The 20,613-nt window shown below is 70.7% G+C and carries 22 protein-coding genes and 2 pseudogenes; 17 read left to right on the top strand and 7 right to left on the bottom strand.

From position 1 onward, the window contains the following. The first annotated feature begins 26 nt into the window (after positions 1-26). The 3 genes and pseudogenes from pdhA to RY94_RS18685 form a co-directional block, all read left to right on the top strand. Positions 27-1,244 (top strand): pyruvate dehydrogenase (acetyl-transferring) E1 component subunit alpha, encoded by a 1,218-nt coding sequence (pdhA, locus tag RY94_RS05060; protein ID WP_043442384.1) that lies wholly within the window; start codon positions 27-29, stop codon positions 1,242-1,244. Continuing rightward, positions 1,244-2,218: an alpha-ketoacid dehydrogenase subunit beta gene (locus RY94_RS05055; RefSeq protein ID WP_043442382.1), complete on the top strand. Its 975-nt coding sequence runs from the start codon at positions 1,244-1,246 to the stop codon at positions 2,216-2,218. The genes pdhA and RY94_RS05055 overlap by 1 nt, the downstream gene beginning before the upstream one ends. Positions 2,219-2,227: 9 nt before the next feature. Beyond that, positions 2,228-2,395: pseudogene (locus RY94_RS18685) on the top strand (biotin/lipoyl-containing protein); the annotation flags it as partial. Here RY94_RS18685 and RY94_RS18680 read toward each other — a convergent pair. Then, positions 2,334-3,116 carry a DUF2382 domain-containing protein gene (locus tag RY94_RS18680; RefSeq protein ID WP_442853440.1) on the bottom strand — a complete coding sequence of 261 codons (783 nt, stop codon included), beginning with the start codon at positions 3,114-3,116 and terminating at the stop codon, positions 2,334-2,336. The pseudogene RY94_RS18685 and the gene RY94_RS18680 overlap by 62 nt on opposite strands. Between RY94_RS18680 and RY94_RS18675 the strand changes: the two genes are divergently transcribed. After that, positions 3,062-4,204 (top strand): dihydrolipoamide acetyltransferase family protein, encoded by a 1,143-nt coding sequence (locus RY94_RS18675; RefSeq protein ID WP_442853436.1) that lies wholly within the window; start codon positions 3,062-3,064, stop codon positions 4,202-4,204. The genes RY94_RS18680 and RY94_RS18675 overlap by 55 nt on opposite strands. Positions 4,205-4,213: 9 nt before the next feature. Beyond that, positions 4,214-4,438: a hypothetical protein gene (locus RY94_RS05040; RefSeq protein WP_043442380.1), complete on the top strand. Its 225-nt coding sequence runs from the start codon at positions 4,214-4,216 to the stop codon at positions 4,436-4,438. A gap of 20 nt (positions 4,439-4,458) precedes the next feature. On the opposite strand, the gene RY94_RS05035 is transcribed toward RY94_RS05040, so the two are convergent. Continuing rightward, positions 4,459-5,751, bottom strand: coding sequence for an aminotransferase-like domain-containing protein (locus tag RY94_RS05035; RefSeq protein ID WP_043442378.1), 1,293 nt, complete (start codon positions 5,749-5,751; stop codon positions 4,459-4,461). A gap of 85 nt (positions 5,752-5,836) precedes the next feature. Then, the gene (locus RY94_RS05030; protein ID WP_043442376.1) at positions 5,837-6,805 is read right to left on the bottom strand and encodes a helix-turn-helix transcriptional regulator; all 969 of its coding nucleotides are present in this window, start codon (positions 6,803-6,805) and stop codon (positions 5,837-5,839) included. Between the two features lie 372 nt (positions 6,806-7,177). Here RY94_RS05030 and RY94_RS17685 point away from each other — a divergent pair, with 372 nt between their 5' ends. The 3 genes from RY94_RS17685 to RY94_RS17680 all read left to right on the top strand — a co-directional run bounded on the left by RY94_RS17685 (position 7,178) and on the right by RY94_RS17680 (position 8,600). Continuing rightward, positions 7,178-7,318: a hypothetical protein gene (locus tag RY94_RS17685; RefSeq protein WP_156135023.1), complete on the top strand. Its 141-nt coding sequence runs from the start codon at positions 7,178-7,180 to the stop codon at positions 7,316-7,318. Between the two features lie 83 nt (positions 7,319-7,401). Next, a complete protein-coding gene (locus tag RY94_RS05025; protein WP_043442373.1) occupies positions 7,402-8,376 on the top strand; it encodes a lantibiotic dehydratase C-terminal domain-containing protein in 975 nt (324 codons plus the stop codon). Positions 8,377-8,408: 32 nt separating this feature from the next. Then, positions 8,409-8,600, top strand: a complete 192-nt coding sequence (locus RY94_RS17680) for a hypothetical protein (RefSeq protein ID WP_156135022.1) — start codon at positions 8,409-8,411, stop codon at positions 8,598-8,600. A gap of 117 nt (positions 8,601-8,717) precedes the next feature. Here RY94_RS17680 and RY94_RS05020 read toward each other — a convergent pair whose 3' ends face one another. Then, the gene (locus tag RY94_RS05020) at positions 8,718-9,278 is read right to left on the bottom strand and encodes an NADPH-dependent FMN reductase (protein WP_043442370.1); all 561 of its coding nucleotides are present in this window, start codon (positions 9,276-9,278) and stop codon (positions 8,718-8,720) included. Between the two features lie 112 nt (positions 9,279-9,390). Here RY94_RS05020 and RY94_RS05015 point away from each other — a divergent pair, with 112 nt between their 5' ends. The 4 genes and pseudogenes from RY94_RS05015 (at position 9,391) to RY94_RS05000 (ending at position 12,163) form a co-directional block, all read left to right on the top strand. Then, positions 9,391-10,020, top strand: a complete 630-nt coding sequence (locus RY94_RS05015; protein ID WP_052273969.1) for a TetR/AcrR family transcriptional regulator — start codon at positions 9,391-9,393, stop codon at positions 10,018-10,020. A 49-nt stretch (positions 10,021-10,069) separates the two neighbouring features. Continuing rightward, positions 10,070-10,897 (top strand): GAF and ANTAR domain-containing protein, encoded by an 828-nt coding sequence (locus tag RY94_RS05010; RefSeq protein WP_052273968.1) that lies wholly within the window; start codon positions 10,070-10,072, stop codon positions 10,895-10,897. A gap of 5 nt (positions 10,898-10,902) precedes the next feature. Further along, positions 10,903-11,271, top strand: a pseudogene (locus RY94_RS18670) (Gfo/Idh/MocA family oxidoreductase); the annotation flags it as partial. Positions 11,272-11,341: 70 nt separating this feature from the next. Next, on the top strand, positions 11,342-12,163 hold the full coding sequence (locus RY94_RS05000; protein WP_052273967.1) for a Gfo/Idh/MocA family protein: 822 nt from the start codon (positions 11,342-11,344) through the stop codon (positions 12,161-12,163). 35 nt (positions 12,164-12,198) lie between these two features. Here the strand turns inward: RY94_RS05000 and ald are convergent, their stop codons facing one another. After that, positions 12,199-13,311, bottom strand: a complete 1,113-nt coding sequence (gene ald, locus RY94_RS04995; RefSeq protein WP_043442363.1) for an alanine dehydrogenase — start codon at positions 13,309-13,311, stop codon at positions 12,199-12,201. A gap of 265 nt (positions 13,312-13,576) precedes the next feature. Between ald and RY94_RS04990 the strand changes: the two genes are divergently transcribed. Then, positions 13,577-14,806, top strand: a complete 1,230-nt coding sequence (locus tag RY94_RS04990; protein ID WP_043442360.1) for a PucR family transcriptional regulator — start codon at positions 13,577-13,579, stop codon at positions 14,804-14,806. A 21-nt stretch (positions 14,807-14,827) separates the two neighbouring features. Here RY94_RS04990 and RY94_RS04985 read toward each other — a convergent pair whose 3' ends face one another. Beyond that, a complete protein-coding gene (locus tag RY94_RS04985) occupies positions 14,828-15,229 on the bottom strand; it encodes a helix-turn-helix domain-containing protein (protein WP_043442356.1) in 402 nt (133 codons plus the stop codon). Positions 15,230-15,378: 149 nt separating this feature from the next. On the opposite strand from RY94_RS04985, the gene RY94_RS04980 reads away from it, so the two are divergent. The 3 genes from RY94_RS04980 to RY94_RS04970 all read left to right on the top strand — a co-directional run bounded on the left by RY94_RS04980 (position 15,379) and on the right by RY94_RS04970 (position 17,706). After that, positions 15,379-15,642 (top strand): hypothetical protein, encoded by a 264-nt coding sequence (locus tag RY94_RS04980; protein ID WP_156135021.1) that lies wholly within the window; start codon positions 15,379-15,381, stop codon positions 15,640-15,642. Positions 15,643-15,762: 120 nt separating this feature from the next. Further along, positions 15,763-16,527, top strand: a complete 765-nt coding sequence (locus tag RY94_RS04975; RefSeq protein ID WP_043443649.1) for a MerR family transcriptional regulator — start codon at positions 15,763-15,765, stop codon at positions 16,525-16,527. 78 nt (positions 16,528-16,605) lie between these two features. Continuing rightward, positions 16,606-17,706, top strand: a complete 1,101-nt coding sequence (locus RY94_RS04970; protein WP_043442353.1) for a PQQ-dependent sugar dehydrogenase — start codon at positions 16,606-16,608, stop codon at positions 17,704-17,706. Between the two features lie 52 nt (positions 17,707-17,758). Here RY94_RS04970 and RY94_RS04965 read toward each other — a convergent pair whose 3' ends face one another. Next, positions 17,759-19,315, bottom strand: a complete 1,557-nt coding sequence (locus RY94_RS04965; protein WP_043442350.1) for a GGDEF domain-containing protein — start codon at positions 19,313-19,315, stop codon at positions 17,759-17,761. 538 nt (positions 19,316-19,853) lie between these two features. Between RY94_RS04965 and RY94_RS04960 the strand changes: the two genes are divergently transcribed. Next, entirely contained in the window at positions 19,854-20,399 is a 546-nt protein-coding gene (locus tag RY94_RS04960; RefSeq protein WP_231554421.1) for a small multidrug efflux protein, read from the top strand. The last annotated feature ends 214 nt before the right edge of the window (positions 20,400-20,613 follow it).

Here is a 20,613-nt window from a genome sequence, read left to right as displayed (position 1 = left end):
TGTAGTGCGTCATGTGAGGAGTGATTATGAGCGGCAGTCGTGTGCCTGCAGCGGAGTTCGAGGTCGAGGAGGTCCTGCGCGCAGCCCACTCCGCGATCGGCGAGCAGCGGGAGGCGTCGGTGGACATGCTCCAGGTCCTCGCCCCCGACGGAACGATGGCCGGCGGCCTCACCGCGGAGATCGACGGCGAGATGATCGATTTCTCGCCCTATCTCGCCGCGACTGACGCAGCCCGCCTGCGCTCGCTCTACCGGGACATGTTCCTGATCCGGCGCTTCGACCAGGAATCCACGGCCCTCCAGCGCCAGGGGCAGCTGGCGCTCTGGGTGCCCCTGACGGGCCAGGAAGCCGCGCAGATCGGGTCCGGCCGCGCGCTGCAGCCCCAGGACTACGCCTTCCCGACCTACCGGGAGCACGGCGTCGCCCTGACCCGCGGCGTCGAGCCGGCGGAGATCCTCCGCCTGTTCAGGGGAGTGACGAACGGCGGGTGGGACCCCCGCGAGCGGAACTTCCACCTCTACACGCTCGTCCTCGCCGCGCAGTCCCTGCACGCCGTCGGCTACGCGATGGGTATCCAGCGGGACCAGCTCGCCGACCCCTCGCTGCCGGAGGCGGCCTCCGTCGCCTACTTCGGTGACGGCGCGAGCTCCGAGGGGGACATCCATGAGTCCATGGTGTTCGCGGCGTCCTTCAATGCCCCCGTGGTGTTCTTCTGCCAGAACAACCAGTGGGCCATCTCCGTCCCCGCGGCCGTCCAGACCAGGGTGCCCCTCGCGCGGCGGGCCGAGGGATACGGGTTCCCCGGCGTCCGCGTGGACGGCAACGACGTCGTCGCCGTGGAAGCCGTGACGCGCTGGGCCCTCGACCACGCCCGATCCGGGAAGGGGCCCGTCCTGATCGAGGCCTACACCTACCGGATGAGTGCGCACACGACGGCGGACGACCCCACGAAGTACCGGCTGTCGGGCGACGAGCAGGAATGGCAGCCGCGGGACCCGCTGGTCCGCCTGGAGGCCCACCTGCGCACGCAGGGCCTGGCCGACGACGCGTTCTTCGACGAGCTGGCCGCCGAGGCCCGTTCCATGGCCACCGCCCTCCGCGACGCCGTGCTGTCCATGGCGGTGCCGGACATGGAGAGCCGCTTCGCCAGCGTGTACGCCGAGCCGCACCCCCTCGTGCAGGAGGAACTCCGTTTCTTCCAGCAGTACGAGGCCGGGTTCGTCCATGAAGGGAAGCACGACTGATGGCGACGATGACCATCGCGAAGGCCATCAACGAGGGGCTCCGCGCCTCCCTCACGCAGGATCCCAGGACGCTGCTGATGGGGGAGGACATCGGTGAGCTCGGCGGTGTCTACCGCGTGACCGACGGCCTGAAACGGGATTTCGGGGCGATGCGCGTCGTCGACTCCCCGCTCGCGGAATCCGGCATCATCGGCACGGCGATCGGTCTCGCCCTGCGCGGCTACCGGCCCATCTGCGAGATCCAGTTCGACGGCTTCGTGTTCCCCGGGTTCAACCAGATCACCACCCAGCTCGCCAAGCTGCGCACCCGCAGCGACGGCATGCTGAGCGCGCCCGTGGTGATCCGCATCCCCTACGGCGGCGGCATCGGCAGCGTCGAGCACCACTCGGAGTCCCCCGAGGCGCTCTTCGCGCACACCGCAGGGCTCCGGATCATCACACCGTCCAACCCGCAGGACGCCTACTGGATGATCCAGCAGGCGGTCAGCTGCGAGGACCCCGTCATCGTGTTCGAGCCGAAGCGCCGCTACTGGCTCAAGGGCGAGGTGGACACCTCGGCGCCCGCCGGGGACCCGTTCTCCGCGCACGTCCTGCGTGCCGGCACGGACGCGACCATCGTGGCCTACGGCCCGCTCGTACCCGTGGCCCTCGCCGCGGCCGCGGCGGCGGAGGAGGACGGACGCAGCGTCGAGGTGATCGACCTGCGCTCCATCTCGCCGATCGACTTCGACACCGTCACCGAATCGGTGACCCGCACCGGCCGCCTGGTCGTCGCCCACGAGGCGCCGACGTTCGGCGGGATCGGCGGGGAGATCGCCGCACGGATCTCCGAGCGCGCGTTCCTGTCGCTCGAGGCCCCCGTCATCCGTGTCGGCGGGTTCCACATGCCCTACCCCGTGGCCCGCGTGGAAGAGCACTACCTGCCGGACATCGACCGCATCCTCGAGGCACTCGACCGTGCCTTCGCGTACTGAAGGACCATCATGACGCTCAAGACGTTCAACCTGCCCGACGTCGGTGAAGGCCTCACCGAGGCAGAGATCGTGCAGTGGAAGGTGGCTCCGGGAGCGACGGTGGCGGTCAACGACATCATCTGCGAGATCGAGACCGCCAAGTCGCTCGTGGAACTCTCCTCGCCCTACGCGGGCACCGTGTCCGAATTGCTCGTCGCGGAGGGCGAGACCATCGAGGTCGGCACGCCGATCTTCGCCGTCGACGACGCGGCCGCCCAGGACGGGAACGGCAGCGACCCCGGCCCGTCGGCCGCGACCGACATTGCATCCGATCGTGGAGACCGTGCAGATCGTGCAGCCGATCCCGCGGCTGCCGGTGCCGCCGGTGCTGCAGCCGATGGTTCCGTCGCCCCGACCGGCGACGCCCCGGTCCCCGCGCCCGAGATGCCCGGGGAGCTCGCCGGCGGCCGGCAGGACGGGGTCGATGCCACCGGTCCCGGGGCAGCGGAGCCGGAGCCCTCGCCCGGGCCACTGGTGGGCACCGGGCCGAAAGCCGACGCCGTGAAGCGCCGTCCGCGCAGGACGCCATCCGCCGAACCGTGGCCCTGCCTGCCACCGTGGTCCTGGCCAGCCGGACACGCTCGACGGGCACGGTCTCCCTGCCCAGGATCACGGCCCGCTCCTCGTGGCCCACGAGTTCCACGACCTCCTCCTGGAAGAGCGACTCGCCCACGGATGCAGTGCGCGTGGTGATCGGCTCCCGCCCGATCCGCAGNGGACCGGGGCGTCGCCGGCGGCCGGCAGGACGGGGTCGATGCCACCGGTCCCGGGGCAGCGGAGCCGGAGCCCTCGCCCGGGCCACTGGTGGGCACCGGGCCGAAAGCCGACGCCGTGAAGCGCCGTCCGCGCAGGACGCCATCCGCCGAACCGTCCTCGTCGCCCGTCACCACCTCGGCCACCCGGACCGCCCCCGCAGCGCCCGCGCCGGCGCAGCCCGAACCGCACACGCCGGCGGCGCCCAGCGCTCCGCCGTCCGGCGCGGCGGCTGGTGCCGGTGCGCCGACGGAATCGCACCCCGACCGGCCCGCCGGGGCACCCGGGCGGACCAACCCGCTGAACCAGCTCATCAGCCGCGTGCTCGCGAAGCCGCCCGTCCGCAAGGCCGCACGGGACCTCGGCATCAATCTCGCGGACGTCCCGGCCACCGGGTCCGCCGGTGAGGTCACCAAGCAGGACCTCATGAGCTACCAGTCCCAGCGCGACGCCGAGCAGGACGGCGCGGACTCCTTCTGGTCGGACCGTAAACTCCTCGGGGGTGGCCGCATCGAACGGATCCCGGTCAAGGGCGTCCGCCGGGCGACGGCGAAGGCCATGGTGCAGAGTGCGTTCACGGCACCGCACGTGAGCATCTTCGTCGACGTCGACGCCTCCCGGACCATGGAGTTCGTGAAGCGGCTCAAGGCGTCCCGGGACTTCGAGGGCATCCGCGTCTCGCCGCTGCTGATCCTCGCGAAGGCCGTCATCTGGGCGGCGGCGCGGAACCCGTCGGTCAACGCCACCTGGGCCGAGGACGAGATCCTCGTCAAGCACTTCATGAACCTCGGCATCGCCGCCGCGACCCCCCGGGGGCTGATGGTCCCGAACATCAAGGACGCGCAGGACCTCTCGCTGAAGGAGCTGGCCCTCGCACTCAACGACCTCGCGACCACGGCCCGGGCCGGCCGGACGCAACCGGCCCAGATGCAGGGCGGCACGCTGACGATCACGAACATCGGGGCACTGGGCATCGACACCGGGACGCCCATCATCAACCCGGGAGAGGTGGCGATCGTGGCCTTCGGCACGATCAAGCAGAAGCCCTGGGTGCTCGACGGGGAGGTCATCCCCCGCTGGATCACCACGCTCGGTGGATCGTTCGACCACCGCGTGGTGGACGGCGACCTGAGCGCACGCTTCATGGCCGACGTCGCGTCCATCCTCGAGGAGCCCGCCCTCCTGCTCGACTAGGGTGGGGCCATGAACCAGCAGCTACCCGGCGGGGAACGGGGCAGGAGCCCGCGACCGCGCTATCCCCTGAGCAGGCTCCTGCTCGTGGTGGTGATCGGCTTCCTCGCGTCGAGCGTCCTGCAGCTGGTCTTCCCCGACCTCGGCGCGGTGGCGCGGCTGTCGATCCTCGTGATCATCGCGGCACTCATCTCGATCGCGGTGACGCTGCGCCAGCAGAACCGGCCGCCGCGGTAGCCGCGGTGCGAACCGGCGGATTACCTGTTCTGCTCGATCGCTCCGCGCAGGATCGGCGCCAGGCGGCGGACGCCCTCGACGATGTCCTCCGGTGAGACGGCGCTGAAGGCCAGCCGGAGCTTGTTGGAGGGCTCGTCCGACGGCGTGAAGGCGGCGCCGGGGATGAACACGACGCCGGCGTCGATCGCCGTGTAGAGCAGCGGGTAGGTGTCGATGCCCTCCGGCAGGGTGACCCAGACGAAGAACCCGCCGTCCGGTGTGGTCCAGTGGACGCCCTCCGGGAACTCCTCGGCGAGGGCGCCGAGCATGGCCTCGCACCGCTCGCGGTAGAGGCTGCGCATCGAGGTCAGGTGCCCGCGCCAGTCGTACTCGGTGAGGTAGGCGCTCACGAGCATCTGCGTGAGCGGGGACGGGCACAGCACCACGGCCTCGCAGGCGAGGTAGAACCGGCGGTAGAGGTGCCTGGGCACCAGGGCCCAGCCGAGCCGCACACCGGGCGCGAAGATCTTCGAGAAGGAGCCCAGGTAGATGACGTCGTCGGGGTTGTCCGCGCGCATGGGCTTCAGCGGCTCGCCGTCGAAGCGCAGCATGCCGTAGGGGTTGTCCTCGAGGACGAGGATGTTGTGGTCGCGGCAGATGTCGACGACCCGCTGGCGACGATCCGCAGCCATCGTGATGCCGCTCGGGTTGTTGAAGCTGGGGATCGTGTACAGCAGCTTGATCGAACGGCCCTGCGCCTGGAGCTCCCCGATGACCCGGTCGAGCTCGTCGGGGATGAGCCCGGCGTCGTCCATGGGGACGGTGACGACGTCGACCTCGTAGGCCTCGAACGTGTTGAGGGCGCCCACGTAGGTAGGGTCCTCGCAGAGGATCACGTCCCCGGGGTCGCAGAAGACCTTCGCCGCGACGTCCTGCGCCGACTGGGAGCCCGTGGTGATCACGATGTCCTCGGGGCTCGCGCCCTCGATCCCCTCGGCCGCCATGACGTCGCAGACGAGCCGCCGGAGCTCGTCCATGCCCTGGCCGCCGCCGTACTGCAGGGCCTCGAGCCCGTGCTCCGCGATGATCTTCTGGGCGGTCCGGCCGAGGTCCTCGAGCGGCAGGGACTTCAGGTACGGGCTCCCGCCCGCGAGGGAGACGAGGCCCGGGCGGATGGAGATGTCGAAGACGTCGCGTACCGCCGACTGCTTGATATTGGCCGCGCGCAGCGAGAAGAGCCGGTCGTGGCGCGCGGCGGAGTCGACGGCGCGTTCGAGAGCTGCTTCGGTCTCGGCGGGCAGGAAGTCGGTCGGGGTCTCGCTGGAGGACGTCACGCCCAGAGTCTAGGCGTGGGTTCACCATCAGGCAACAGGTGTTGCCCGTGAGTGCAATGCATGCGAAGGCGGCGCCGCAGGCCGCTCAGACCCATCCCGCGTCGCGCGCCTTCAGGGCCGCCTGGAAGCGGCTGTCCGCCCGCAGCGTCTCCAGCATCCAGGCGATGTGCCGGCGGCAGGTCCTCACGTTGATGTCCAGGCGCCGCGCGATCGACTCGTCGGACAGGCCGTTCGCGAGGCCCTGGATGATGGAGCGCTGCATCGCACTCAAGGGCGATCCGACCTGCTGCGGGGAGAGGAAGGCCTCGCTGAGCTCCCACGCGATGTCGAACAGGCGCGTGAAGATGTTGATCAGGCTGTGGTCCCTGATGACCAGGGCGGCCTTGTCGTCGCGCGTGAGCTGCCTGCCCACCAGGGCCAGCTTCTCGTCGAAGATGAGCATGCGCAGGGGGATGAACGGGAGGACGCCGAACTCGCCACCGCCCGCGGCGATCGCCTCGACAGCCTTGCGGGTCGGCACATGGTCGCGCGTACTCGTGTCGTACAGGGTCCGCCGTCGTACCCCGTGTTCGAGGAGTTCGAGATCCTTCCGGACGCTCTCCTCGTGGACGTCCGCCGTCGACCCCTGGCCGGGCTGCGCGATGTACACCTTCTCGGTGACGTCGCGCCCGTAGTCGATGAGGACCCGGTGGATGAGATGCGGGTCCTCCAGGGTCTCCACCGACGTGCTGGCGAGGACGTGCTTGCGGGCGTCGAGGAAGGTGGGCAGGAGGCTGGACAGTTCACGCCGCTGGGCGCTGATGCGCGCCTTGAGTTCCTGCAGCTCGCGCTCGTCCGCGTCGACGAGATCGGCGAGGGCGACGTCGGGTGAGACCGCGACGAGTCCGTCCGGGCTGCCGGCCTGCGGGCTGAGCAGCCGACGGTCGGACAGCTCGCCGACGGCCTCGTCGATGCGGCGAAGTGTCAGCCCGAGGGCCTCGGAGGCCTCGGCACGCGTCCAGCCGGGGTGTCCGACGGCGTACCGGTACACCTCGAGTGACGTCGCACCCAGCATGAGACCTCCTTGTCGGCCGCTGGCACCAGCGGCGAATCGCGTGCGGAAAAGATGACATGTCCAGTTAATGACACGGCCGGGACAGGGGCAATCCGCTCCTCCCGGGAGCGCCGGGATCCCCGCCGTTCCGCGGAAGTGAGCCCGGGACCCCGCTGTCCCGGGTCGTCACGGCGCGCTCCCGCGTCCTGATCGCGCCATGTCCGCAAACGGCCACCTCTACTGCTGGACACTACCTGTCGGCGGCGGACATTCTGATGAGGCCGGTTCAGCGGAAGTCCCGAGGGGGGCCTTCACGCAGCGGATCGGGCACGTGCCGATCGGCAGGTGCGGGGACAGCTCGACCACCCGGGACACGGGCAAGGAAGGATCGCCATGAAGAAGGTACTCGGCGCAACTGCAGGCCTGTTGATCGTGGTGGGAGCTGTTCTGCCGGCAGGCCAGTCCGTCAGCGCGGCCAGCTGGGACTGGCCCAAGGGCCAGCCCACGGCGGCCAGCTGGGACTGGCCCAAGTAACAGGTGCCCCCGGAGCAGAATCCGGAGGGCGCCCCCAGAGCCCGCCCCAGCGGGGGTGATCACAGACCCTGAAGGAGAGAGCCATGAGCCAGCTGACCGCCGTTCGTACCGCCTCACGGACGGTCGTCAGCACTCAGTGGTGGCATCTCTCCCTCTCGACGGGTGGCTTCGATGTAGCGGACGGCATCATCGAAGAACTGGTCACCCCGCTGGTGGCGCAGGCCCAGGCGCTCGGCGCCAAGCGCTGGTACTTCACGCGGAGCGAGGACCCGTCGACGGGCGTCATGGGTCAGGTCAGGCTCAGCATCCATGCCCATCCCCGCGTCCTCGAACCCCTGCGCAGCTTCCAGCGGGCACTCCAGGACCGTAGCGCCAGGAGCGTACCCCGGCTGACGGTCCGCCAGCATTTCACCGCTCCCGCCGGCAACACCTACTATTCCGGCGGTCGGGAGATGGCCGATCCGCAGCTCGAGGCCAACCTCGTCAAGTACGGCGGGGTGGAGGGCCTGCACCTCGCCGAGGAAGTCTTCGAACTCGGCTCCGAACTCGCCCTCTGGGGGACCCAGCGCTTCCCCCGCCTGCAGAACCGTTCGGCGCTCGCGGCGTTGCTCCTCTTCGACTCCGCGCAGAGCATGATGCGCGGCCCGCGGTCCGCGGGATGGCCGGACCGCCGGCGACTCTCCTGGGACTTCTACTGGGACAGCCACCTGCGCACGTGCACGGCCGACGTCGGCCCACGCGCGTCGGGGGTCCGTGAGGCGATGGCTGCGCAGGTCGCCGCGAAGGCCCCCGGCTTCCACGCGCTCATGGCGGCCACGGCGTCCGAATCCGCCGTGCAGAACTGGCGGCGGCGCTGGTTCCGCGCCCTCGACACCTATCTGTACCGGGCCGACAAGGTCCGCGTCAGCCGCAGCGCCCAGCATCTGACCGTGTACCAGGCGCACATGGCGCTGAACCGCCTGGGCTTCGCTGCCCGCGAGGAGGCGGCACTCGGGTTGTATGCGCGGAGCTGGGAGCCGTTGGCCGGCCCGGTCCGCGCGGCGCGCACCACCCCGTAGCCCGGCCCATCCATCGACCGAAGGACTGCACCATGAACCCAAGGAACACCGTCGTGCTGGCCATGGACGACGCCGACCTCTCCGAGGCTCTCGGCTGTTCGTCGGAGGAGGTCGAGTCGATGCAGAACGACGGCGTCCTCGCCCCGCAGGGCCAGCTCTGGGAGATCGGGCCCGCCAGGGACTACCTGAGGGATGCCGCCTGGGCGGACAGCCTCTGGCGCTGAGCGGTACCCCGCGGCAGACGGAGCAGGACCCCGGCGCGGGTCGCGCCGGGGTCCTGCTGTTTCTGTGCTGCTACCTCTGCTACTGCCCGTGGTGCGGCGTGCGCGGTGGCTGCCGAATCAGGCCGCGACGGGCGCAGCCGCGCCGGCGAGGGCCATCAGGACCCCGGTGACCAGGCCGGAGACCTCGGCGTCGTCCTTCGGGTGCACCTCGGCGAAGCGCGTGATCGAGCTGCCGATGGAGAGCCTGGCCTCGTCGAGCACCGTGGCGCCTGCGACGCCGAGGGAGCGGCGGGCCTCGTCGTGGGCCCACACCCCGCCGTACTGGCCGAAGGCGGAGCCGATGACGGCGGCGGGCTTGCTCGAGAGCGCACCGGCGCCGTAGGGGCGGGAGAGCCAGTCGATGGCGTTCTTCAGTACCGCGGGCATGCTGCCGTTGTATTCGGGGGAGACGAGCAGGACGGCGTCCGCGTCGGCTGCCGCGGCACGGAGGGCGTCGGCGGCCTGGGGGCGGTCCGTGTCGTTGTCGATGTCCTCGTTGTAGAACGGGACGTCGTTCAGCGCATCGAACGTGACGACGTCGACGGCTTCGGGGGCATGTGCGGTGGCCGCCTCCGCGAGCTGGCGGTTGATGGAACCCTCGCGCAGGCTTCCGACGAGGGTCAGGATCGTGGTGGTCATGGTTTCTCCCAATGCTGTGGGGCCGTTCGGCCGGGCGTTCGGTACTGCGACACGTGCGTCCCCTCCTGCAAGCGGACTGCGGTCCGTTTTATTCCGCCGTTATAGTGGCGGCATGCAGGGCGAGGAATTGCTCCGGGTCACGGGCGACGACGGAGAGCGGACCGATGCGGCACGCAACCGCCGCCTCATCCTCGATGCCGCGGCCGAGATCGTCGCGACCTGTGGTCCCGAGCGGCTGACCACGGATGCCGTGGCGCGGCGGGCAGGAGTGGGCAAGGGCACCGTCTTCCGGAGGTTCGGCAACAGGGCCGGCCTCATGCACGCGCTCGCCGACGAGGCAGGGCGTTCCTTCCAGCACGCCTTCATGGCCGGCCCTCCTCCCCTGGGGCCGGGCGCGCCACCCCTCGAGCGGCTGATCGCGTTCGGCGAGGCGAGTATCGAACGCATGCGGTTCGACGGGCAGATCCTCCGGGCGGCCGAGCAGCAGGGCGGACCGGACCTCGAACATCCGACGCAGCAACTCACGCGGCTGCACCTGTCCGTGCTGCTGCGTGGCCTGCACGTGCAGGATCCGGAACTGGGCGCCTACCAGCTGTCGGCCTTCCTGAACGCGGGCCTGCTGCTGCACCTGCAGGAGCACCGGGGCATGTCGAACGCCCGCCTGGCCGCGTCATGGTGTGCCCTGGTCTCCGCCCTCGCGGCAGACGCAGCACGCCGCCGCACTGGGGGCGGGCCCTTGTAGACTGGCAAGCGCCGGCGCCCTGCCGGCCGTCGAGTGAAGGTGGTGGAGCGTGGAGGAGGTGCCCGAGCAGATGTCCGACTCCCGTGAGGCAGTCGAGGACGAGGCCATGGCCGGCCCGCGCCTCCACATCGTGGCCGACGACGTCGACCCCCTCCCCCCTGAAGCGGCCGCCGCGCGCCTCCAGGACCTGCTGGTCGATCATCCGGACGTGCATACGTTCCTGCAGGAGCTGGCCGAGTTCACCGCCGAGACCCTCGGCACACAGGGCGACACCTACTGCGGCATCACCCTGCAGCGTTCCGTCCACGAGCAGCTCACCGTCGGCAGCAGCGGGGAGAAGGCCAGGGCCATGGACGAGGTGCAGTACGAGCACGACGACGGCCCGTGCCTGCACGCCCTGCGCGTGCACGACGAGGTGTTCATCGCCGACGCCCGCACCGACGCGCGCTGGCCCGAGTTCATGCACCACATCAGGCGGAACGGCGTGGGTGCCATGTTCTGCCTGCCGCTGGATCTCGAGGGGTCGGCGCGCGCGGCCCTCAACCTGTACGCCGAGGACGCCTCCGTGTTCAGCGAGGAGTACCGGAGGGTCGCCCGCGCCTTCACGGTACAGGCGTCGCAGGCCCTGAAGCTCGCTGTGCGCGTGGCGCAGCACGCCGCGACGGCGGAGGACCTCCACGCCGTGCTGCAGACCCGCACCGAGATCGATCTCGCCGTCGGGATCATCATGGGCCAGGACAACTGCTCGCAGAAGGACGCGTTCGACAAGATGCGTCGGGCCTCCAACTCCCGCAACGTGAAGCTCCGGGTGCTCGCCGCAGGCATGGTCGCCGGGCTGAACGGCACCGTCCCCCGCGCCCACTTCGACCCTTCCTGACGCGCGTGGGCCCCATCCCGCACCGGCCCGTCCGGACGGTGCTGGTGGGTTTCGGCCACGGCGGCAGCGTCTTCCACGCACCGCTGATCCGGCACGAGCCCGGGCTGGATCTCGCCGTCGTCGTCACGCCGAGCCAGGAGCGCCGGGAGGCCGCGCGGGCCGCCTACCCGACCGTCCTGGTGGCCGCCACGCTCGACGACGCGCTCCAGGCCGTACCGGACCTCGGCCTGGCCGTCATCGCCACCCCGCACGCCACGCACGCGCCGCTGGCCGCCGCGGCGCTCGCGCGGGGCCTGCACGTGGTGGTCGACAAGCCCCTCGTGGTGCACGCCGACGACGGCGGGCGGCTCATCGACGCGGCACGCGCGGCCGGCAGGCTCCTCGTGCCGTTCCACAACCNCGGGCTGCACCAGCTCGATGCCTACCAGCTCCTGACCCAGACAGATGTGGATAAGAGACAGGCTGGCCGCCGCGGCGCTCGCGCGGGGCCTGCACGTGGTGGTCGACAAGCCCCTCGTGGTGCACGCCGACGACGGCGGGCGGCTCATCGACGCGGCACGCGCGGCCGGCAGGCTCCTCGTGCCGTTCCACAACCGACGGTGGGACGGGGACTTCCTGACGGTGCGGGCCGTGGTCGCGGCGGGCGGCCTGGGCGAGGTGCGCTTCTTCGAATCGGCGATGGAGTCGTGGAAGCCGTCCATCAGCAAGCCGTGGAAGCGCGACGCCGGGCCGGCGGACGGAGGTGGCGTGCTCTACGACCTCGGCTCACACCTGATCGACCAGGCGCTCACCCTCTTCGGTCCGGCGGTCCCCGTGTACGCCGAACTGCGCAGCGACCGCGGGGGAGCGGCCGAGGACGCGGCGTTCCTCGTCCTGCGGCACGACGGCGGGGTCACCAGCCATCTGCACGCGGGCTGCCTGGCGCCGCTCGCCCGGCCCCGCTTCCGCGTGACCGGGGCGCAGGGCGGACTGACGGTCACGGGCGCGGACCCGCAGGAGGCACTGCTCGCGGCGGGCGTGCCGCCGGACGGCATCGTGGACGCGGCCGATGCCCTGATGGTGCCGCCCCGGGGCGTGATGGGGCGCGACGCGGACGCCGAGGCGCTCGTCGTCGGCCCCGGCCGGTACGCGGACTTCTACGCCGGACTCGTCACGGCCGTCCACGGGGGCGGGCCGCCGCCCGTGCAGGCGGTCGAGGCCCTCGACGTCGTGCGGCTGATCGAAGAGGTCCACGCCGCGTACCCGCTCCGGCCGCGGGGCCCCTGACCGGGCGGAGGCGCCCGGGCAGGCGCCCGGCAGTACTAGACCAGTGCCGACCAGTCCTTCGCCAGCTCCAGGCCGTGCGCCTCGGACACCGAGTGGTGCGCCACGCGCCCCGACGCGACATTCAATCCGCGCGCCAGCGAGGGGTCCGCGTCGAAGGCGGCGCGGACGCCCCGGTCGGCCAGCGCCACGGCGTACCGCAGCGTCACGTTGGTCAGCGCGTAGGTCGACGTGTTCGGGACGGCGCCGGGCATGTTGCCCACGCAGTAGAAGAGTGATCCGTGCACCGTGAAGGTGGGGTCCTCGTGCGTGGTGACGCGGGAGTCCTCGAAGCACCCGCCCTGGTCCACGGCGATGTCCACGAGGACGCTGCCCGGCTTCATCCGGGAGACGAGCTCGTTCGTGACGAGCTTCGGGGCCCGGGCGCCGGGGATCAGGACGGATCCGATCACCAGGTCCGCGTCGAGGACGGAGGTCTCGATCTCCAAGGAGTTCGAGGCGATCGTCTTGACGCGTCCGGCGTACAGGGCATCGATCTCCCGCAGCCGGGCGATGTTGATGTCGAGGATGGTGACCTCGGCGCCCGTGCCGACCGCCATCGCCGTCGCGTTGGTGCCCGCGACGCCGGCCCCGAGGACCACGACCTTGGCGGGGCGGACCCCTGCGACGCCGCCGAGCAGCAGGCCGGGGCCGCCGGCCGGCGCGGTCATGACCTGCGCACCGACCTGGACGGACAGGCGGCCGGCCACCTCGGACATCGGGGCGAGCAGGGGCAGGGCGCGGCCGTCCTGGACGGTCTCGTAGGCGATCGCGGTGACGCCGGCGTCCACCAGTGCGCGGGTCAGTTCGGGTTCCGCCGCGAGGTGGAGGTAGGTGAAGAGGATGAGGCCCTTCCGGAAGCGGTGGTACTCGGCGGCGATCGGCTCCTTGACCTTCAGGACCATGTCCGCGCGCGCCCAGACGTCGTCGGCGGCATCGACGAGCTCGGCGCCGGCGGCCTCGTAGGCCGCGTCCGTGATGTTCGACCCGACGCCCGCTCCGCGTTCCACGAGCACGGTGTGCCCGTGGGCCCGGAACTCGTGCACGCCGGACGCCGTGATGGCGACGCGGAACTCGTTGTTCTTCACTTCTCTGGGGACGCCGATGATCATTGGGTTCTCCACGGGTTCGATCGGGCGGACGGGGTAGCTCCAGAATAGGGAGCGGCGAGGAGCGCTCCCCCGGGGCTTTTCCGGTCGCCGCGTGGCCCTCGTGCGGAAGGCCGTGCCGCGCGGCCTCGGATGCCCGCCGCGCCGCGCTTCCCGGCGGATGTGAGCTGGGCCACTAGCAGATCGATGCTGGAGGGGCTATCGACAGATGTCGAGTCCGGGAGCGGCAAGTGTCGCCCCTGACGGCCTGCCCGCCTACTGTGGGGCTGTGCAGAACCAGCAGATCGAGGACCTCGTCGAGTCGCTCGCGCAGACGCTCGGGCGCGGCCTGTCCCTCGAGGATCCCGACGGCGTCCTCCTTGCGTACAGCAGTCACCAGACCTCCGCCGACCGCGTACGGGTGAACTTCCTGCTGAGCAAGAAGGTCCCGGCGGATGTGAGCGAGTGGCAGCTCCGCCACGGGATCGCGCAGGCCGTCCGTCCGGTCGCCGTCCCCGCGAACGAGGACCTCGGGATGCTGGGACGGGTGTGCGTGCCGCTCCTGGTCCGGGGGTTCCGCGTGGGCTACCTCTGGGTGCAGCAGCATTCGAGCGAGGACCCCGCCCCGGCCATCCTCGCCGCCCTGCCCGCGGTCCGGCCGACGGTCGACCGCCTCGCCGAACTGCTGCTCGAGACGGACACGGCGTCCTCGGAGCGGCGCACGCAGCGCGAGGCCACGTTCCTCGCCGCCTGCCACGGCGTCGCCGCAGCGGTGGAGGACCTGCGCGGCTGGCGTGAGCTCGGCGGGCACGGACCGTGGCGTGTGGCCCTCGTCCACGAGCTGTCCGAGTCATCGGCCCGCGCCGGGAGGGAGGACCCGCTCGAGGCCGCCCTGCTCCAGCGCACCATCGCCCTGCAGGCGACGGTCGGCGTCGAGCCCGTCCGGTTCAGCGCAGGGGCGTCCACGCACTCCGTCCTCCTGTGCGAGGCCAGGGTGGGCCGCAGCGCCCTCCAGCATGTGGTGGACCGGTGCCGGGTCGAGGTGGTCAAGCGGACAGGACGTCCTGCGGGCCGGTTCGTCCTGGGCCTCAGCGAGCCCGCCGCCGATCCACGGGATTTCGCGGACGTCTTCCGGCAGGCCCAGCACGCGGCCCAGGCCGACGCCGTGGATCCCCAGCTCGGCGGGGTGTCGGCGTTCGCCGAGATCGGCGTCTACCAGTTCCTCGGCGCGATGGGGTGGCAGGTCCCGGCGCACGGCAGCGTGCGGTTCGACGAACTGTGCGAGGCGGACCGCCTCGAGGAGCTCCTGCCGGTCCTCGAACTGCTGTACGACAAGAACGGTTCGGTGCAGGATGTGGCCGCGCAACTCCACCTCCACCGCAGCAGCGTCTACAACCGGCTGACGAGGATCCGGTCGATCATCGGCGCGGACCCGCTCGCCGGGACGGTGCGCCTGGAACTGCACCTCGCGCTCAAGGCGCGCCGGTGGCGCTCCCGGCCCCGCTTCGAGCAGTCCTAGGGTCGCCGGAGCGCGACGATGCTAGACCTCGCCGGGCTCCCCGGCGGAGGGGTCCGAGCGGCGCAGCTGGCTGCGCAGCCAGTCCTCGACGTCGGCCCGGCGCAGGCGCCGGTGCGATCCGCGGTATTCCACCGGCAGGGTGCCGGCGTCGGTCAGCTTGCGCAGGTAGCTGTGCGAGATCCCGGCGAGCTCGGCCGCCTGCGAGGTGGTGAGCAGCTCGGCGACCGAGGTCACCTGGACGGCGTCGCCGTCGGACAGGCGGGCGAGGAGGTCGACGACGGCGGCCTGCGCCTCCCCGGGAAGCCGGTGTGCGGTGCCGTCGACGAACACCGTGACGTCGGCGCTGCTGCCGAGTGCGCGGCGCAGGGGTGCAGCCTGTTCCGGCGGAAGTGCCGCCGTGGATCTGGGGGCCCTGATGGTCATGGGGCCATTGTGCCAGTCGGGCCCGCTGCCCGCGTGATTACGTGGGTTCCTGGGGTTCCGCATCGAGTAGTAAAGGTCTATGGTCGCCGTATACGTACCCCAAGTACCTGCACCCAGCGTCGGTTGCAGGTACGGAAACGGTGAACCTCATGACAACAATCGATCACGGGCGGAGCCTGCGTACCAGTAGCTCCGCCGTCTCAGTCCCGCCCACCGAAGAAGCCCCCTCCTGCCCCCTGTGCCGCACGGACGACTACCTGATCTTCGAGGAGTTCGTGCCCGCACGCCAGGCCGACCATTCCACCGACCTCCTCCCCGCGAGCACGAGCTACACGTGCTCCGAGTGCGGCACCTTCAATGCACACGCCGTCCCGGGATCGTGGCGTCCGCCGCAATGGTTCTGGTACAACTGACCGGTTCTCCCGCGCTCCGCCACGGGCCCGCATCGACAGGGCCCGCTTGACCTTCACGCAGCGTCAATTCGTACTGTTGAATCCTTCCGCTGCACCGTGCGGTGGAAGGAGGAGGACGACGTGGAATACCCGATCGCCGCCGTGGCTCGGCTCGCCGGCACCACGAGCCGGACCCTGCGCCACTATGGTGACGTCGGCTTGCTGGTGCCGTCCCGCGTGGGCGCCAACGGATATCGGTTCTACGACGGCCCGGCACTCGTGAGGCTCCAGCGCATCCTGCTGCTGCGATCCCTCGGACTGCCGCTACCGGCCATCCGTGCGGTGCTCGACGACGGCGGTGCGGTTGCCCCGGTATCCGCCCTGCGGTCCCACCTCGACCACCTCCGCGGCGAGCAGCAACGGCTCGACCGCCGGATCAGTGCGGTCCTCGCGACGGTCGAGGCCCTGGAACGAGGAGAGGAACCCATGCCTGAGAAGATGTTCGACGGATTCGACCACACGCGCTATCGGGAGGAGGTCGAGGAGCGGTGGGGCAGCGATGCCTACGCCCAGGGCGATGCCTGGTGGCGCGGACGGACGGACGCGGAGAGGGAGGCATTCGGCCGGGAGGTCGCGGAGCTCAATGCGGGCTGGGCCGATGCCGCGGCCCGGGGTGTCGCACCGACCGGTGGCGAAGCCCAGGAGCTGGCCGCGCGCCACGTCGCCTGGCTCTCCTCCGTCCCGGGCGTGCCGCGCGACGACGAGGGGGCCCTCCTGCCCGAGTACGTCCGGGGACTCGGGGCGATGTACGTCCAGGACCCGCGGTTCGCGGTGAACTACGGCGGACCGGGCGGTGCGGAATTCGTCCGGGCCGCGCTCGAGGCCTGGCTCGCCCGCTCCTCCTGACCGTCGGCTGTGGACCTTCGAGGAAGGCTCGACGGCGACGGTCGACTGCCCGCCGATCGCCGTAGCATGATGACCACTATGAATACCTGGATCCCCCGCGGTGTGGCCCTTGCCGTGATCGGTCTCGGCGCGGCGGCCCTCATCACCTCCTGCAGCCCGGGATCAGGCGATGGTGGCCCGCCGTCCCCGGAGGGCGCCACGCCGTCGCAGGGTCAGGCTCTTGCCGAGCCTGTCACCGTCGTCTCGGGTCTTCAAGCGCCGTGGTCGGTCGTGGTCGTCGACGGGGTGACACTCATCAGTGAGCGGGACAGCGCCAGGATCCTCGAAGTCCTCGATGACGGTTCCACCCGTGTCGTCGGAACCGTCGAGGGCGTCGCCGGGGCAGGGGAGGGGGGCCTGCTCGGGTTGGCGGTCGACGACGAGCAGCGGCTCTACGTCTACTCCACGGCCACGGACGGCAACCGCATCCAGCGCTTCATCCTCACCGGGACTGCCGGCGGGCGTGCGCTGGGGGAGGCGGAGACGCTGCTCGACGGCATCCCGTCGGCGAACGTCCACGACGGCGGCCGCCTCGCCTTCGGCCCCGACGGGATGCTGTACGCGACGACCGGGGATGCGGGCCGCCGCGACGCCGCCCAGGACCGTGGCTCGCTTGCCGGGAAGATCCTTCGCATGACTCCCGACGGGGAGGTCCCTGACGACAATCCGTTCCCCGGCTCCCTCACCTACAGCTACGGGCATCGCAACCCCCAGGGCCTGACCTGGTCCGACGACGGCACGCTGTTCGCCACCGAGTTCGGGCAGAACACCTGGGACGAACTGAATATCATCACCCCCGGTGCCAACTACGGTTGGCCCGCCGTCGAAGGTGTGGCCGGCGAGGACGGCTTCACCGATCCCGTCCAGCAATGGGACCCCGGGGCGGCGAGCCCCAGCGGCATGACGTACCTGGATGGCACCCTCTACATCGCCAACCTCCGCGGCCAGGTGCTGCGGACCGTGCCGACGGCCGACCCCGGCCGGTCCGTGGACTACTTCACCCGCGATTACGGCAGGCTTCGAGACGTCACCACCGGACCCGACGGCGACCTCTGGATCCTCACCAGCAACACCGACGGACGAGGGGATCCCTCCGACCAGGACGATCGACTCCTACGCCTGCCCGTCCAGGCACCCTGACCGCCTCTCATCCTGGCCCGTGACCCGCATCGTGCCTGACAGGAGGCCGGTCCTACCAGGGGCCCGCCGACCTGTCCCGACCGGCGCGTTTCGCGCTGTAGAGGCGAAGGTCGGCCTCCTGCAGCAGGTCGGACGTCGTCGCCCCCGGTTCGCAACCGGCGAAGCCGATGCTCACCGTGAGGCGGAGGCCGCCGTCGATCTCGGGCCATCGGAGCTCCCGCATGGCGGACAGCACCCGCTCCGCCACCTGCTGCTGGTCGGCGTCCTGCTGCAGGACCAGCAGGAACTCCTCGCCTCCGATCCGGGCGACGTGCTGGACCCCGCCGCACGCCTGGAGGGCCGCGGCGACGGACACCAGCACGTCATCGCCCGCGGCGTGGCCGTAGCGGTCGTTGACCAGCTTGAAGTGGTCGAGGTCGAGGATGGCCAGGGACGCCGTCCACGGTCCGCCGGCCTGCCAGGTCCGGACGACGTCGGGCAGCGTGTCCTCGACCCACCGCCGGTTGCGGACCTTCGTCAGGGGGTCGACGGCGACGGCCGCCTCCGCCTGTTCGGCGCGTTCCAGTGCCTCTGTGACGTTCTGCTCGGCGAACAGGTGGTCCACCCGGGAGCGGCGGGCCTCGATCCACCGGGTCCGCGCCGCCTGGTGGAACTGTCGGTGGAGTTCGTAGGCGAGCCGGAAGTCGGCCGCGGACGCGGCGATGGCGGCGCGCTCCTCCAGGACGGTGGAGGCGACCTCCTCCAGCGCATGACGCACGGTGATCTGTTCCGCCCGGTCGAGGGCGCGCCGTGCGGCGGGGAGGTTGCCGACCCCGTGGTGGGCCTGCGCGAGCAGGAGCATCCGGGTGGCCCGTGTCTCCGGCTGCGACGTCGCGGCGTCGTCGTCCCCGGCCCGTTCCAGTACCTCGAGCGCATCCCAGGGACGATTGTCCGCCAGGTGACCGCGGGCGAGGACATCCGAGAGTTCGGCTTCGAGCTCCGGGGACGTGGCGATCACGGCTTCCAGCCGCCGCATCCAGAAGCGGGCCTCGTCCGGCATCGACTCGTCGAGTGCGGAGTGGAACGCGTTCGACGCGATCCGGGCCAGGAGCTCGGGGTCGGCCAGCTGGTCCGCGAGGGCGAGTGCCCGGCGGGACACGTCGAAGCCGTGCTGCAGGAGCCCCGCGACCAGGAGGCCGAGCGCCTGACGCGTCAGGAAATTCGCCCGGAGCCGGGGCAGCTCGGTGCCGTCCAGCAGTGTGACGGCGATCGTCGCCTGCTCCGCGCCGGAGCCGGAGTGGCCGGCGATGAGATCCATCATCGCGATCAGGGCGTGGCAGCGGCTCGCGAGCCGCGCGTCGCCCTGCTCGGTGGCCCATTCGAGGATCTCCTGGCCCCGTGTCCGCGCGCCGGGCGCGCCGTCCGTGCGGGCCAGCGCGTCGAGCCCGATCACCTCTGCCCAGAACGCGACGTCGAGCCGCCCGAGCGTCTCCGCGAACGCCCTGATCTCGGCGGCGTCCGCCACGGCACGGGGGAGATCGGCGCTGGTCTCCACGGCTTCGAGGGTGGCGATGAGGTCGCTCTCCTGCGCGAGGCGCAGGGAACCGCTCTTGATCACGGCGTCGTTCATGGTGTGGCTCCAGGGTGGTCGAGGCAGCGCTGTCCTGCTGACCGTGGAGCGTGAACGAGACCATGGTGTGGCGCTGATGTGCCGGATGAGACTGGTGTGTGCTCAGTCTGCCGTGCCGGGGGCGTCACCTCAAGGGTCCCGGCTCACGGATTTCGTCGCGTCGCGCAGCACCCCGGCGCCGCCGGCAGGTGCGCCGGCGGGAGCTGGGACGGCTTCCGGCTCCTTTGAAGCGGCAGATGCGGCGAGGAGCAGGAGTCACGTTCCCGTGGTGACGGCACCGGGTGCGCAGCAGGAACCACCATTTCCTCAGCTCAGCTCAGCTCAGCTCAGCTCGGGGGTGGTAGCTGTGCGGCTAGGCGAGACGGCGAGATCGGGACACCCCCGAGAGGGGTATGGCGGACGACTCATTCAAAGGCCTTGACCCTGTTGTCGGCACAGCCTGTTCACTGGTTTCAGCACACCAAACCACGCCATGGCAGAGCGCGATCGGTGCCGCCGTAGAAGCGTGAGGACGGTGGATCGATCCACGCTCCCCGTCATGCATTCTAAGGAGGACATGGTGGACAACCCGTATGAGGGCATGCAGGAGTGGGTTCAACAGCTACCCGAGATGGCGCAACCGTTGGGTGTGGCCGTCGCCGGGATGATTCCGTACATCGAGGGCGAGGGTGCCGCCGCTATCGGCATTCTCCTCGGGGTCAATCCGGTGGTGGCGGCGGTCTCGGCGATGATCGGCAACTTCCTGAGCGTGCTTGCCATCGTCACCATCAGCTCCCGTGTCCGGGAGAAGGTCGTCGCCTCTCGAGGAGGCTTGGGCGGGCCGGCGGGTTCTGCATCCGCCGCTCCGTCACCGCGGCGCGCGAAGGGACAGCGGCGCCTGCAGGGCTGGCTCTCCCGCTTCGGGGTGCCGGGGGCAAGCCTCCTCGCCCCCCTTGCTCTTCCCACGCAACTCACCGCTACGTTCCTCGCGGCGTCGGGCGTCAGGAAGGAGCGGGTCCTCTTCTGGCAGGCGATCGCGATCGTAGTGTGGACGGTCGCCATCTCGGCGCTCGCAACCGGGCTTGTAGGAATTCTGGGCTGGTGACGGTGACCCGAAGCCGGATTTCGGGCATCTGTCGTCATGGACTCGTTGATGGCACCGCCATCGATCGGGCTGGCCGGTACCGTCTCCGTTGCAGTTCTGCAGGGGGTCTCGCTGCATCTTGACTGTGTGGTGGGAACATGGAGTTTCCTTCTAAAGAACAGTCCGACACGTACCAGGTGCGTCACGACTGAACTGGGGACGATGAATGAAGAAG

The organism is Arthrobacter sp. L77 (genome assembly GCF_000816565.1).
In the GTDB taxonomy this organism is placed as follows: Bacteria; Actinomycetota; Actinomycetes; order Actinomycetales; family Micrococcaceae; genus Arthrobacter_D; species Arthrobacter_D antioxidans.
This window is presented reverse-complemented; position numbering and strand designations above follow the sequence as displayed.

Bases quoted from the DNA above. Each gene is read 5' to 3' on its own strand.
- pdhA (WP_043442384.1), top strand. From the start codon at position 27: ATGAGCGGCAGTCGTGTGCCTGCAGCGGAGTTCGAGGTCGAGGAGGTC.
- RY94_RS05055 (WP_043442382.1), top strand. From the start codon at position 1,244: ATGGCGACGATGACCATCGCGAAGGCCATCAACGAGGGGCTCCGCGCC.
- RY94_RS05040 (WP_043442380.1), top strand. From the start codon at position 4,214: ATGAACCAGCAGCTACCCGGCGGGGAACGGGGCAGGAGCCCGCGACCG.
- RY94_RS05030 (WP_043442376.1), bottom strand. From the start codon at position 6,805: ATGCTGGGTGCGACGTCACTCGAGGTGTACCGGTACGCCGTCGGACAC.
- RY94_RS17685 (WP_156135023.1), top strand. From the start codon at position 7,178: ATGAAGAAGGTACTCGGCGCAACTGCAGGCCTGTTGATCGTGGTGGGA.
- RY94_RS05025 (WP_043442373.1), top strand. From the start codon at position 7,402: ATGAGCCAGCTGACCGCCGTTCGTACCGCCTCACGGACGGTCGTCAGC.
- RY94_RS17680 (WP_156135022.1), top strand. From the start codon at position 8,409: ATGAACCCAAGGAACACCGTCGTGCTGGCCATGGACGACGCCGACCTC.
- RY94_RS05020 (WP_043442370.1), bottom strand. From the start codon at position 9,278: ATGACCACCACGATCCTGACCCTCGTCGGAAGCCTGCGCGAGGGTTCC.
- RY94_RS05015 (WP_052273969.1), top strand. From the start codon at position 9,391: ATGCAGGGCGAGGAATTGCTCCGGGTCACGGGCGACGACGGAGAGCGG.
- RY94_RS05000 (WP_052273967.1), top strand. From the start codon at position 11,342: ATGTGGATAAGAGACAGGCTGGCCGCCGCGGCGCTCGCGCGGGGCCTG.
- ald (WP_043442363.1), bottom strand. From the start codon at position 13,311: ATGATCATCGGCGTCCCCAGAGAAGTGAAGAACAACGAGTTCCGCGTC.
- RY94_RS04985 (WP_043442356.1), bottom strand. From the start codon at position 15,229: ATGACCATCAGGGCCCCCAGATCCACGGCGGCACTTCCGCCGGAACAG.
- RY94_RS04980 (WP_156135021.1), top strand. From the start codon at position 15,379: ATGACAACAATCGATCACGGGCGGAGCCTGCGTACCAGTAGCTCCGCC.
- RY94_RS04970 (WP_043442353.1), top strand. From the start codon at position 16,606: ATGAATACCTGGATCCCCCGCGGTGTGGCCCTTGCCGTGATCGGTCTC.
- RY94_RS04965 (WP_043442350.1), bottom strand. From the start codon at position 19,315: ATGAACGACGCCGTGATCAAGAGCGGTTCCCTGCGCCTCGCGCAGGAG.
- RY94_RS04960 (WP_231554421.1), top strand. From the start codon at position 19,854: ATGCATTCTAAGGAGGACATGGTGGACAACCCGTATGAGGGCATGCAG.